Consider the following 13107-nt stretch of genomic DNA (forward strand, 5'->3'; position numbering starts at 1 on the left):
GTCCTACGACGTCGCCACCCCGGCTTTCCGGCGTCCGACCCCGGAAATATCGGGGAGAAGTACCCATCTCGGACACACCGCGACGCCCCGAAACCGGACATGACGAAGGCCCCGACTCTCTGAGTCGGGGCCTTGCGTACAACGTGCGCGAGGGGGGAGTTGAACCCCCACGCCCTTTCGGGCACACGGACCTGAACCGTGCGCGTCTGCCTATTCCGCCACTCGCGCGCTGCGAGGATGACGCTAGCACGACTCGAAGGGCAGTTCCGAATCCAATAACCGTGAAGTGGTTCACGTCCCGCCGCAGGTCTAGTAGCGTGCGGATCCGCCCACGTCTCTCCTCGCCGCGCCACCTGAGGGAAGATCGGAGAAGATCCGCAGGACATCCACAGTATTGGAGTCTGCGGGGACCTACCGGTCTATACGATCTAGGTAGTCTGCCCGGCGCAGACCCTGGAAGGAGGTGGCATGGGCGCCCTGGACCGCTTCGAGAAGAGCGTGGAGCGCATGATGAACAACGCGTTCGCCAAGGTGGGACGTGGCGAAGTGAAGCCCGTCGAGCTGGCGAGCAGGCTGCGGCGTGAGCTGGACGACCGTGCCGCGGTCGTCGGACGCGACCGTACCGTCGCACCGAACGAGTTCACGATCGAGCTTGCTCCCGACGACTTCGCCCAGATCGAGGCGTGGGGTGCACAGACCCTCGCCGACGAGCTCGCGTCCAACATCACGGCGTACGCCGCGACGCAGCACTACGCGTTCGTGGGCCCCGTGAGCGTGACGTTCGACGAGCAGTACGAGCTGGTGCCCGGCCGCTTCACAGTGCGGTCGCGCAGCGTGCAGGGAAGTGTCGCCCCGGCGACCTCCGGCGCGCCGACGGGACGGCACCCGCTCATCGACATCGATGGTCAGCGCTACCTGCTCACCGGACCGGTGACCGTCATCGGGCGTGACGCCGAGGCGGACATCGTGGTGGACGACCCGGGTGTCTCCCGGCGTCACCTCGAGATCCGCGTGACGCCGGACGGCGTCGTGGCGACCGACATGGGCTCCACCAACGGCCTGTACGTCGAGGGCCACCAGGTTCCTGCCGCGACCCTGCTCGATGGCAACACGATGACCATCGGCCGTACCCGCATCATGTTCTGGACCGGCAGCGCGTCCGGTGCGGACAACGAGGACTGGTGAATAAACCGAAATGAGTGAGCTGACGTTCACCCTGCTCCGGCTGGGCTATCTGGTGCTGCTGTGGGTGTTCGTGCTCTCCGCCGTCGCAGTGCTTCGGCGCGACCTCGCGGGGCCACGCACGTCCAGCGGCCGGCGGCGCCGGCCCGAGCTGGCGGGGCCGGCCCCGACGCCGACCCCGGGTGGCGGTGCGCCCCGTGCGCCCCAGCGCGGTGGCCCGTCGCGGCTCGTCGTGGTGGCCGGCCCGCTGACCGGGACGACCATCCCCCTCACCTCGTCCGGAGTGCTGATCGGGCGCGCGCCGAGCTGCACCCTCGTGCTCGACGACGACTACTCGTCCTCACGTCACGCGCGGATCTTTCCCCAGGGCGGCCAGTGGTTCGTGGAGGACCTCGGTTCCACGAACGGCACCTACATCGGTGAGGAGCGGGTGCAGGGCGTCATCCCGCTCGGCCTCGGTGTAGGCGTGCAGATCGGACAGTCCGTCGTCGAGCTCCAGGGATGACCACCACGTGACCGTGACCTTGCGGTATGCCGCGCGCTCCGACGTCGGCCTCGTCCGCTCCAACAACCAGGACTCCGCGTACGCGGGGCCCAACCTCCTCGTCGTGGCCGACGGGATGGGCGGGCACGCCGGCGGCGACGTCGCGTCCGCGCTGACCATCGCGGCCCTGGTGGGCCTCGACCGGCCCGACCACAGCTCCGACCAGTCGATGTCCGAGCTGGAACGCTCGATCGACCGCGCCCGGCAGGACCTCGTCGACGCCACCACGGCCGACCCGGACCTGGCCGGCATGGGCACCACCGTCACCGCGCTGCTGAAGTCCGGCAACACGCTTGCCATGGCCCACCTGGGCGACTCGCGCGCGTACCTGCTGCGGGGCGGCACGCTCGCCCAGGTCACGGTGGACCACACCTTCGTGCAGCACCTGGTCGACACCGGCCGGATCACGCCGGACGAGGCCGAGAGCCACCCGCAGCGCAACGTCGTCATGCGGGTCCTCGGCGACTTCGACCTGGACCTCACCCCCGACCTGTCGATCCGCGAGGCGGTGCCCGGCGACCGCTGGATGCTCTGCTCCGACGGTCTGTCCGGATTCGTGCCGGACAGCGAGATCGCCGAGGTCCTCAGCACCGTCCCCGACCCGTATGACGCCGTCGAGCGGCTCGTCTCGATGTCCATGCGCGCGGGCAGCACCGACAACATCACCGTGGTCGTGGCCGACGTCCTGGACGACGCCGCCGCCGCGGGCACCACGGCCACCGTCACCCCGGAGATCGTCGGCTCGGCCGCCCTCGCGGGCGTGACCGCGGCTGGCGGCGGCACGCCCTCGACGAGCGCCGCCCCGCACTCCGACATCGACGGCGACACCGTGACCGGCTTCAGCCGCGGCGGCGCGGCGCAGGGCGGACAGCAGGCGCCCGCCCCCGTGGCGGTGGGCGTGCTGTCCGACCCGACGGCCCAGGACAACCTGGCCGACACGCTCGAGCAGGCCATGATCGCGGGCGGCACCGACGAGGAGCAGTACCAGCCGGACATCCAGCCCGACGACGACCTGGCCGAGGAGACCGACGAGGAGGCGCCGACGCGCAAGAAGCGCGTCTGGCTCACCGTGGTCGGTGCGCTGCTGCTGGTCGTGGGCCTCGTCCTGGCGGGCTGGGGCGGCTACCGCTGGACCCAGACCCAGTACTACGTGGGTGAGTCCGACGGCCAGGTCGCGGTGTTCCGCGGCATCCCGGCCACGGCCGGACCCCTGACCTTCTCGACGGCGGTCGAGCTCACGGGCACGCGCGTCGACGACCTGCCCACGTTCGTCGCGGACCGGGTGAACGAGACCATCCGCGCGACCTCGCTCGAGGACGCCCGCGGGCGCGCCGAGCGGCTGATCGCCGAGGCGACCGAGGAGACCCAGCCGTCGGCCTCGCCGTCGCCCTCGTCCACCCCGACGCCGACCACGAGCGAGCCGGCCGGCACGTCGTCGCCGAAGTCCACGCCCACCGCCTCCAAGGAGACCGCGACGGGAGGGAACGGATGAGCGTCCTTCAGCCCGAGGAGAAGGCTCCGGCCCGCGTCGCCGAGGCGCTCCTGCTGGTCGTCGCGCTGGCGCTCGGCATGGGCGGCATGTGGATGGTGGGCTACTCCATGGAGGACGGCCTGCCCGACGGGTTCTGGACGTACTCGCTCGTCCTGGCCGCACTGGCCTTCACCGCGCACATCGTGCTCCGGCTGCGGGCGCCCTACGCCGACCAGGTGATCCTGCCCGCCGTCATCCTGCTGAACAGCGTCAGCATGGCGATGGTGCTGCGGCTCGACCTGTCACAGCACGTCGCCATGGCGGGTGCCAACGCGCCGCGGCACATCATGTGGTCCGCGATCGGCATCATCCTCGGCTGCATCGTCATCTTCGTGATCCGCGACCACCGCAGCCTGCGCCGTCTGACCTACACGGCGATGATCGTCGGCATCGTGCTGGTCGTCCTGCCCTTGGTCCCCGGCCTGGGCAAGGAGATCAACGGCGCGCAGATCTGGATCTTCATCGGCCCGTTCTCGCTGCAGCCGGCCGAGTTCGCCAAGATCGCGTTCGCCGTGTTCTTCGCGGGCTACCTGGTCGCGAACCGCGACACGCTGGCGCTGGCCGGCAAGAAGTTCCTGGGCCTCCAGCTCCCGCGCCTCCGCGACCTCGGTCCCATCCTCATCGTCTGGGCCGTGTCCCTGGCGGTCCTCGTCGGCGAGAAGGACCTCGGTACCTCGCTGCTGTTCTTCGGCCTGTTCGTCGGCATGCTCTACCTGGCCACCGACCGGGTCGGCTGGATCGTCATCGGCCTCACGATGTTCGCCGCGGGCGCCGTCGTCGCCTGGTCGATCTTCGCCCACGTGCAGGCTCGTGTCGACGTCTGGCTCGACCCGCTCAACAACGAGCTCTACGAGCGCATCTTCGGCGGGTCGTACCAGATCGTCCAGGGCATGTTCGGCATGGCGTACGGCGGCATGTTCGGCGCCGGCTGGGGCGAGGGGTTCCCGGACCGCGTGCCGTTCGCCTTCTCCGACTTCGTGTACGCCGCCCTCGGCGAGGAGCTCGGCCTCACCGGCCTGCTGGCGATCCTGCTGATCTACCTGGTGATCGTGCAGCGCGGCCTGCGCCACGCGATCGGCGTGCGTGACGGCTTCGGCAAGCTGCTCGCGGGCGGCCTCGCGTTCGTCATGGCGCTGCAGCTCTTCGTCGTCGTGGGCGGCATCACCCGCATCATCCCGCTCACCGGTCTGACCCTGCCGTTCATGGCGCAGGGTGGATCGTCCCTGCTCGCGAACTGGATAGTCATCGCCCTCATGCTGCGTATCTCCGACGCCGCCCGGCGACCGTCGGCCCTGCCGACCCGCGGCACCCTGGCCGACCCCGCGCCCGCAGTGGTGGGCGGCGGCGCGATCGAGGTCGGAGGGCCGGGTGCGGCCCCGGTCCAGGCGGGGACCGACGCCGGTGCGGGCCGCGGACCGACGCCCGACGAGGCGACCCAGATCGTGCGGGGGGTGGACCTGTGAACGCGACCCTGCGCCGCCTGTCGACCGTCGTCATGGTGATGTTCCTGGCCCTCATGGTGTCGACCACCTGGATCCAGTTCGTCCAGGCAAAGAGCCTGAACGAGGATCCCAGGAACGTCCGAGGCACCTACAGCGCGCTCGGCCGGGACCGCGGACCCATCGTCGTGAGCAACGGCGACCCGATCGTCACGTCCGTCCCGGTGGACGACAACTTCAAGTACCAGCGCACCTACTCCGACGGCGACGCCGGTGCGGCCGCCGTGTTCGCGCCGGTCACGGGCTACTTCAGCATCAACGGCTCCATCACCGGCATGGAGCGGTACGCGAACAGCTACCTGGCGGGCGAGGACGACTCGCTGTGGCTGGACCGCCTCCAGAACCTCATCACGGGCGAGGAGGCGCAGGGCTCCTCGGTCGAGCTCACGATCGACCCCAAGGTGCAGAAGGCCGCCTGGGAGGCCCTGGGCGACAACATCGGCGCGGCCGTGGCCATCAACCCGAAGACGGGCGCCATCCTCGCGATGGTCTCCAAGCCCTCGTTCGACCCGAACGCGCTGTCCTCGCACGACAGCAAGGCGGCCAACGCGGCCGCGGAGGAAGTCCTCAACGCCAAGCCGCAGGTCAACTCGGTCGGCGGCGAGGAGCGGCGCAGCGTCTACGGACCGACGATCAACCGCACGATCAACGCGATCTACCCGCCCGGCTCGACGTTCAAGCTGCTGACGGCGGCCGCCGCCATCGAGTACCAGGGCATGTCCCCCGAGACCCGGATCCCTGCGCCGAATGTCTACCAGCTTCCTGGGACGTCCGACGCGAACGGTAGGGTGCAGAACTTCGGGGGCGAGACCTGCGACGCCAGCGGTTCGATGACGCTCAAGGACGCCCTCCGGATCTCCTGCAACACCGCGTTCCTCGGACTTGCCAACACGGTGGGCAAGGACGGCATGCAGCAGATGTTCCAGGACTTCGGCTTCACCGAGTCGCTCGAGATCCCGATGACCACGTCGGTCGGCGCCTACCCGGGCCTCTCCGACACCGCGAAGGACGACTCCGCCGCGCGCATCGCGCTGTCCGGCATGGGCCAGGGCGACCTGCGCCTGACGCCGCTCCAGGTGGCCATGATGTCGGCGGCCATCGCGAACGACGGCGACCTCATGGAGCCCTACCTCATCCAGAGCGTGCGGGACAGCGACCTCGAGCTCGTCAGCCAGACCAAGCCGAACCGCTACAAGAGCCCGTTCTCCTCGTCCACGGCCGACGCGCTGACCGAGATGATGGTCGCGGTCGTCGAGGACGGCTCCGGCACGGGCGCGCAGATCCCGGGTGTCCAGGTGGCCGGCAAGACCGGTACCGCCGAGGACGACCCCCGGTCGCCCACGCTGTGGTTCACCTCGTTCGCGCCGGCCGACGACCCGCAGGTCGCCGTCGCCGTGGTCCTGGAGAACGAGGGCCAGTCCACCAACGAGACCACGGGTGGCGCCCTCGCCAGCCCGATCGCCGCGCAGATCATGCAGGCGGCGATCTCGAAATGAGACCGGTCGAGGGTCTGTCGCTGGGTGATCGCTACAAGCTGGTGCGGCGCATCGCCATGGGCGGCATGGGTGAGGTCTGGGTCGCGCGCGACGAGAAGCTCGCGCGCGAGATCGCCGTGAAGGTGCTCCGCGAGGAGTACACGGGCAACGAGGACTTCCTCCGCCGCCTGCGCACCGAAGCCCGGAACTCGTCGACCCTCGTCCACCCCAACATCGCGCAGATGTTCGACTACGGCGAGGAGAACGGCGCCGGCTACCTCGTCATGGAGCTGGTCCTGGGCGAGCCGCTCGCCGACCTGCTCGAACGGGAGCCGGTGCTGCAGCCGGCCCGGCTGCTGCCGATTCTGGCGCAGACCGCGCGCGGCCTGCACGCCGCGCACCTCGCGGGGGTGGTGCACCGCGACGTGAAGCCGGGCAACATCCTGCTGGAGCATTCCGGCACCGTGAAGATCACCGACTTCGGCGTCTCGGTCGCCCAGAACCAGGTGCCCATGACCGCCACGGGCATGGTCATGGGCACCGCGCAGTATCTGTCCCCCGAGCAGGCCGTCGGCCAGTCGGCCACGGGCGCGTCGGACATCTACGCGCTCGGCGTGGTCGCCTACGAGGCGACGGCGGGCCGCCGGCCCTTCACCGGCCGGACGCCGGTCGACATCGCGATCGCGCACGTCAACGCGCCGATGCCGCTGCTGCCGACCTCGGTGCACCCGGGACTGGCCGAGACCATCACGCAGATGCTGGAGAAGGACCCGGCGCAGCGCATCGCCTCGGCCGACCAGCTCGCGCGGCACCTCGACATGCTCGCCGCGGAGATCGCCGAGGACCCGTTCGGCAGCTCGCGCTACGCGCGCCGCTCGCGCCGCGACGGCCAGGCCTCCACCACGCAGCGCTCCGGCAACGGCCGACCGAGCGCGCCGCAGCCCGGCCCCTCGCACGCCCGCAGGCAGTCCCCGTTCGGCCCGACCAGCGGCGGGCGGCACACGACCGTGGCCAACGCCCAGTCCGCGCCGCCCCAGCCGTCCCCCGGCCCGGGGGCGCCCGCCGGCGGTTACGGCTCGGGCTCCGCGGCGGGTGGCTACGGTTCCGAGCGCCCCGCGGGCGGTTACGGCCCGGGCACCCCGGCAGGCGGCTACGGTTCCGGGCCGTTCGGCTCCGGCTCCTACGGTTCCGACTCCGCCGGGTACGGCACGACGTCGGGCACCTACGGGACGGACGCCTACGGACGCCCCTACTCACCGGCTCCGGGCACCCCGGCCGGCGGACCCGCGTCCGGGGGATACGGCTCGACCGGGTACGGCACCGACTCCGCCGGATACGGTTCGGACTCGGCGGGGTACGGTTCCGACTCGGCCGGGTACGGCACGACGTCGGGCGCCTACGGCTCAGACTCCTACGGCGGGCCCGCAGCACCCGGGTACGTCCCGCCGGCCGCGGGCACGGGGAACGGGGCCGCGCGGGCCTACCCGTCGCGCCGCGACCTGCACTCGACACGCCAGGACGGGCGGCGGGTCCCCCAGCAGGGGCGCTCGGGAGGGCACCCTGGGAAGGGACGGCGCAGCCTGTCGTCCGACATCCAGGGCTGGGTGAACGGGATCGAGGATCGCCTGGGGATCCGGGTGTCCTGGCCGCTCGTCGCACTGGTCGGGCTGTTGCTCGTGGTCATCCTCATCATGCTGGTCACCGGGGGCGGCGACGACGGCGCTCTGCGGGAGCCGTGGGGTTCCTCCGAAATCTACGCCGAAACGCTGAATCCCCCGGCAGCGGCCGGACTGGCCGCTTCTGGGATGATGCTCCTCAACGAGTCGTATGCCCTGAGGCAGACGGCCACGACATCAAAGGACCTATGAGTGGTGGAGAACACGCCCCGCGTACTCGCCGGCCGTTATGAGGTCGGCGAGCTCGTCGGCCGTGGCGGCATGGCCGAGGTACACATCGGCCACGACACCCGTCTCGGTCGTACCGTCGCGATCAAGGTGCTCCGTTCCGACCTCGCTCGCGACCCGTCGTTCCTCACGCGCTTCCGGCGCGAGGCCCAGTCGGCTGCTGCGCTGAACCACCCGGCCGTCGTCGCCGTGTACGACACCGGCGAGGACATCCACCAGAACGCCGCCGGCGAGGACGTGCACGTGCCGTTCATCGTCATGGAGTACGTCGAGGGCCACACGGTCCGCGACATCCTGACCGACGGCTCGGCCGTTCCGATCGAGGAGGCCGTGGAGATCACGGTCGGCGTGCTGAGCGCGCTGGAGTACTCCCACCACGCGGGCATCGTGCACCGCGACATCAAGCCCGCGAACGTGATGATCACGCCCACGGGCGCGGTCAAGGTGATGGACTTCGGCATCGCCCGGGCCATGGCCGACTCCGCCGCGACCATGACGCAGACGAACGCCGTGATCGGCACCGCGCAGTACCTGTCGCCCGAGCAGGCCCGGGGCGAGCAGGTGGACACGCGCTCCGACCTGTACTCGACCGGTTGCATGCTGTTCGAGCTGCTCACCGGCCGTCCGCCGTTCCAGGGCGACTCGCCCGTGGCGGTCGCCTACCAGCACGTGGGCCAGGAGCCGCAGCGCCCGTCCGAGGTCGCGACCGACGTCCCCGACGTGCTGGACCGCATTACGCTCAAGGCCCTCACCAAGGACCGGGACCACCGCTACAGCACCGCCGCGGAGTTCCGCCGCGACCTGGAGGCCGCGATGCGCGGCGGCCAGGTCACCGCACCCATGGTCGGTGCCGCGATGATGGGCGCGACCCAGGTCGCGGGCCAGCCCGCCTACGGGGCCACGCAGGTCATGACGCCGGGCCAGGGCAACTGGGGCCCCGCGACCGCGCAGCAGAGCCCGATCACGCCGGGCAACGGCTACCCCGGCCCGCAGACCCGCAACGGTCAGCGAGAGCCCGAGAAGAAGAGCAAGGCCCTCATGTGGTGGCTGCTCGGGATCGCCCTCGCGGCGGTCGCGGCCATCATCATCGCCATGGTCATCAACGGCGGTGGCGAGGAGGAGCCGACGACGGTCGCCGTGCCCACGATCGCGGAGGGCATCACCGCCGACGAGGCGAAGGCACAGATCGAGGCCGCCGGGCTGACGTTCCAGAAGGCCATCGACAAGGAGTCCGACCTCGACGAGGGCCAGACGACCGGCACGACCGACCCGGGCGCGGGCGAGGAGGTCGAGCCGGACTCGACGGTCACCGTCTTCGTCGCGGGCGCGCCGGGCCAGGTCACCATGCCCGAGCTGAAGAACCTGTCCGAGGCGGACGCCCGGGCCAAGCTCGAGGAGCTGAACCTCTCGGTCAGCGGCACCGAGTCCGAGAACAGCCCGGACGTCAGCCAGGGCCAGGTCACCAAGAGCGAGCCGGGCGCGGGGTTGGCCGTGCAGGAGGGTTCGGAGGTCGTCCTCTACCTCTCGACCGGCAACACCACGCTCCCGAACGTGGTCGGGCAGTCCAAGGAGGGCGCCGAGGCACAGCTCGCGAACCTCGGTCTCGGCACCATCCAGTGGGACACCGAGGAGAGCGACGAGGTGACCCCGGGCACGGTGTCACGCACCGACCCCGAGGCCGGCGACGTGAAGCAGGGCACCTCGGTGACGGTCTACATCGCGGAGGCGCCGGCACCCAAGGAGACGACCGTCCCCGCGGACCTCGTCGGCAAGACGCTCGACGAGGCCCAGGTCGCGTGCACCGGCGTGCAGATCACGTGCCAGCAGGCGTCGGAGGAGTCCTCGGACATCTTCGCCGCCGGCCAGGTGATCCGGTCCGACCCGGCTCCGGGCTCCACCGTCGACGTGGGCTCGTACATCAACCTCGTCATCTCGACCGGCCCGGAGGGCGGCGCGGAAGGCGACGGCGAGGACATCATCCCGTAACGCGGTCGGCCCCTGACCGGGAGACCGGTCAGGGGCCGCACCACACGATGGCGTCGCAGGTCAGGAGATGACCAGCGGCGCCATTCCCTGTGCCCGCTCCACGGCGCCCTCGAGGCCGCAGGTCTCCAGCCAGTTCGCCAGCAGCCGGTGCCCGCCCTCGGTGAGCACGGACTCGGGGTGGAACTGCACGCCGTGCAGCGGCAGCTCGCGGTGCTGCAGCCCCATGACGATGCCCGACGCCGTCGAGCAGGTCACCTCGAGCTCGGCCGGCACGCTGTCCGGCGTCACCGCCAGCGAGTGGTAGCGCGTCGCGGTGAAGGGGACAGGCAGGCCCGCGAGGACGCCCTGGCCCGAGTGCTCCACGAGGCTCGTCTTGCCGTGCATGAGCTCCGGCGCGTGCGTCACCTTGCCGCCGAACACCTCGGCCAGCGCCTGGTGCCCGAGGCAGACGCCGAGCATCGGGGTGCGCGACCGGGAACAGGCTCGGATCACGTCCTCGGACGCTCCGGCCTCCGCGGGGGTACCGGGGCCGGGGGAGACGAGCACGCCGTCGTAGGGCACGGGCGCGCCGTCGTCGCCGTCGTACCAGAACCGGCCGTCGGCGTCGGGGGTGGGCACGGCGTCGTTCCGGACCACCACGGTCCGGGCGCCGATCTGGTCGAGATAACCGACGATCGTGTAGACGAACGAGTCGTAGTTGTCGACGACGAGGATGCGCGTCATGCAGGCATGCTACGCGCCGACGGTGGTGTCGTTGAACGGCATGTAGTCGCTGAGCCACGGGAAGAACTGGGTGAAGCACACGGCGATCACGCCGAACGCCAGCACGAGGCACACCAGGAACTTGAACCAGCCGGGGCCGGGGATGGCCCGCCACAGAAGGGCATACATCAGCTCACCAGCTCCTTCGGCTTGCCCTCGCCCACGGGCGACCAGTACTCGAGCTCACCGTGCACGATGTACCGCTCGGTCGCGGAGAACATCGGGTGGCAGGAGGTGAGCGTGATGAACCGCTGCGTCAGCTCGGGCATGGGCTCGTCCTTGGTGACACCCGGGACCGGGGCGATGACCTCGACGTTCTGCGGGTAGACGATCTGCGACTCGGTCACCTTGTAGACGTACCAGGTGTCCTCGGTGCGGACGACGAGGGGGTCGCCGGGCTTGAGCTCGGCGATCTGGTTGAACGGCTTGCCGTAGGTCGTGCGGTGCGCCGCGACCGCGAAGTTGCCCAGGTCGCCCGGCATGGCGGTGCCCACGTAGTGCCCGATGCCGATGGTGTCGAGCACCGTCGCCTTGTCCGTGCCCTCGGCGATCGGCTTGACGTAGTCGTCCCCGAACCGCGGGATGTACATCTGCGCGAAGAGCGTGCCTGCGTCCGGCGGCTCCGCCATGACCGGCGGCGGGCCGTGGTTCTCCTCGGCGGTCTGCGGGCCGGTCGGCGCGGCCTCCCAGTCCATCTCGGCGATGATCTCGCTCTGGGCGCGCGCGCCCTCGACGTCCGTCCACCAGAGCTGCCACACCACGAACAGCCCGAGCACCAGACCTGCCGTCACGAGGAGCTCGCCCATCACGCCGATCAGCCAGGCGACGGGCCGCATGGGGGATCCCGACGACTGAGGACGCCGCGCGTTGCGCGGCCCCATCCCGGACGGACCGCGCTGATACGCGATGGGGAACACCTCCTGTGGCAGCGGCACGTTGTGGCCGGCCTGCGCGTGGGTCATCCAAAGACCTCCGTACCATCGGGAACCGTCGCGTACTGCAGACCGCCGCCGTCGTACGCGGGGAGGTCCAGGTGGTCGCTACGCCGCACGTCCCAGCCCAGGTGTACCCAGTCCACGTACTCGAGGTACGTCTGCACACCCTCGGACTCGTCGAGCGACGCCTCCATCTTCGCCGGGTCTCCCACTGCCGTCACCTTGTACGGTGGTGAGAAGACCTTGCCGTGCAGCAGCAGGATGTTTCCGGAGCACCGGAACGCCGACGTCGACGTCACCCGCTCACCCTGCAGGGTCATCGCCTCGGCCCCGCCGGCCCAGAGCGCATTGATGACGTGCTGCAGGTCCTGCTGGTGCACGACGAGGTCGTCCGGCTGCGGCTCGACGCCGCCGGGCCCGGCCCCGACCGACGTCGACGGCGCGTCGTCGAGCGTCACGGTCAGGCCTGCACCCCGCACTTGCTCGGATCCCGACACCACGCCCTCGCGCCGCACCACGTCGTCGTCCAGCGTCGGCACGGTCGTGCCGGCCCGCGCGCTCAGGGCCTCGATCTCGCGGTCCAGCTCGCTGCTGCGCTCGGTGAGGTCGGTGACGCGGTTCGTCTCGGTGTCCACGAGCTGCGCGAGGTCCTGCGGGTCACGGTTGCCGGCGCCGCCGCCGTCGGCCAGCCGGGCGCTGGCGCTGAACATGAGACCGGCCAGCACGGCGACCGCCCCCACACTGAGCCACGACCGCCATCGGGCATGGGTCAGGGCACCAAGAAAGCCTCCGGCACCGCCCTTGGACGACGGCGCGGGGGTGGGCTCCGGTCCGGTCACACGCGTCCCTCCTGCAACATTCGACAAACCCGCGGACGCGTCTGGTCACGACTCGGGCTGTCGACCACTACGCTAGTCCACGAGCAAGCAGACGTCGGCTCGGCACACCCGTCGGGCAGACCCCCCAGGACAGGAGCCCGCCTCGTGCCCGAGTCGAAGTCCCGCAACAAGAAGAAGGCCACGCCCAAGGCTGACAAGGCCGAGGCCAAGGTCGCGCTGCCCGGTGAGGCGGTCAACCCACGTTGGCTCGCCCCCGTCATGGTCGGCCTCATGGTCCTCGGCCTCGCCTGGATCGTGACGTACTACCTGACCAGCGCAGACCTCGCGCTGCCGATCCCGCAGATCGGCCAGTGGAACCTCGCGGTCGGCTTCGGGCTGATCATCGTGGGCTTCGGGCTCACCACCCGCTGGCGCTGAGAAACGGCGGCTCCGCGGCCGCACCGAGGCGGC

At 70.6% G+C, this 13107-nt stretch carries 12 protein-coding genes and 1 tRNA gene; 8 read left to right on the plus strand and 5 right to left on the minus strand.

Annotation, left to right across the window (positions count from 1 at the left end; genetic code table 11):
• Positions 1-144: 144 nt before the first annotated feature.
• Positions 145-228: transfer RNA gene (locus tag ACFWEJ_RS19845), tRNA-Leu, on the minus strand.
• A 240-nt stretch (positions 229-468) separates the two neighbouring features.
• Between ACFWEJ_RS19845 and ACFWEJ_RS19850 the strand changes: the two genes are divergently transcribed.
• The 7 genes from ACFWEJ_RS19850 to pknB are packed head-to-tail and all read left to right on the plus strand — an operon-like array spanning position 469 to position 10121.
• A complete protein-coding gene (locus ACFWEJ_RS19850; RefSeq protein WP_020017306.1) occupies positions 469-1185 on the plus strand; it encodes a DUF3662 and FHA domain-containing protein in 717 nt (238 codons plus the stop codon).
• A 10-nt stretch (positions 1186-1195) separates the two neighbouring features.
• Positions 1196-1687 (plus strand): FHA domain-containing protein, encoded by a 492-nt coding sequence (locus ACFWEJ_RS19855; RefSeq protein ID WP_377230919.1) that lies wholly within the window; start codon positions 1196-1198, stop codon positions 1685-1687.
• Between the two features lie 13 nt (positions 1688-1700).
• Positions 1701-3218 (plus strand): PP2C family protein-serine/threonine phosphatase, encoded by a 1518-nt coding sequence (locus tag ACFWEJ_RS19860; RefSeq protein ID WP_377230920.1) that lies wholly within the window; start codon positions 1701-1703, stop codon positions 3216-3218.
• The gene (locus ACFWEJ_RS19865; protein ID WP_377230921.1) at positions 3215-4720 is read left to right on the plus strand and encodes an FtsW/RodA/SpoVE family cell cycle protein; all 1506 of its coding nucleotides are present in this window, start codon (positions 3215-3217) and stop codon (positions 4718-4720) included. Before ACFWEJ_RS19860 ends, ACFWEJ_RS19865 begins: the two co-directional genes overlap by 4 nt.
• Positions 4717-6252 (plus strand): peptidoglycan D,D-transpeptidase FtsI family protein, encoded by a 1536-nt coding sequence (locus tag ACFWEJ_RS19870; protein ID WP_377230922.1) that lies wholly within the window; start codon positions 4717-4719, stop codon positions 6250-6252. Before ACFWEJ_RS19865 ends, ACFWEJ_RS19870 begins: the two co-directional genes overlap by 4 nt.
• The gene (locus tag ACFWEJ_RS19875) at positions 6249-8099 is read left to right on the plus strand and encodes a protein kinase (RefSeq protein WP_377230923.1); all 1851 of its coding nucleotides are present in this window, start codon (positions 6249-6251) and stop codon (positions 8097-8099) included. Before ACFWEJ_RS19870 ends, ACFWEJ_RS19875 begins: the two co-directional genes overlap by 4 nt.
• On the plus strand, positions 8100-10121 hold the full coding sequence (gene pknB / locus ACFWEJ_RS19880) for a Stk1 family PASTA domain-containing Ser/Thr kinase (protein WP_377230924.1): 2022 nt from the start codon (positions 8100-8102) through the stop codon (positions 10119-10121).
• A gap of 60 nt (positions 10122-10181) precedes the next feature.
• On the opposite strand, the gene ACFWEJ_RS19885 is transcribed toward pknB, so the two are convergent.
• Genes ACFWEJ_RS19885 through ACFWEJ_RS19900 form a run of 4 tightly spaced genes read right to left on the minus strand, consistent with a single transcriptional unit; the run spans position 10182 to position 12657 of the window.
• Positions 10182-10844, minus strand: a complete 663-nt coding sequence (locus ACFWEJ_RS19885) for an aminodeoxychorismate/anthranilate synthase component II (RefSeq protein WP_377230925.1) — start codon at positions 10842-10844, stop codon at positions 10182-10184.
• Between the two features lie 9 nt (positions 10845-10853).
• Positions 10854-11012 (minus strand): hypothetical protein, encoded by a 159-nt coding sequence (locus ACFWEJ_RS19890; RefSeq protein ID WP_285100577.1) that lies wholly within the window; start codon positions 11010-11012, stop codon positions 10854-10856.
• Positions 11012-11845 (minus strand): class E sortase, encoded by an 834-nt coding sequence (locus ACFWEJ_RS19895; RefSeq protein WP_377230926.1) that lies wholly within the window; start codon positions 11843-11845, stop codon positions 11012-11014. Before ACFWEJ_RS19895 ends, ACFWEJ_RS19890 begins: the two co-directional genes overlap by 1 nt.
• The gene (locus ACFWEJ_RS19900; protein ID WP_377230927.1) at positions 11842-12657 is read right to left on the minus strand and encodes a DUF881 domain-containing protein; all 816 of its coding nucleotides are present in this window, start codon (positions 12655-12657) and stop codon (positions 11842-11844) included. Before ACFWEJ_RS19900 ends, ACFWEJ_RS19895 begins: the two co-directional genes overlap by 4 nt.
• Before the next feature lie 144 nt (positions 12658-12801).
• On the opposite strand from ACFWEJ_RS19900, the gene ACFWEJ_RS19905 reads away from it, so the two are divergent.
• Positions 12802-13074: a cell division protein CrgA gene (locus ACFWEJ_RS19905; RefSeq protein ID WP_285100574.1), complete on the plus strand. Its 273-nt coding sequence runs from the start codon at positions 12802-12804 to the stop codon at positions 13072-13074.
• Positions 13075-13107 lie beyond the last annotated feature (33 nt).

Source organism: Promicromonospora sp. NPDC060204 (assembly GCF_042728455.1).
GTDB lineage: Bacteria > Actinomycetota > Actinomycetes > Actinomycetales > Cellulomonadaceae > Promicromonospora.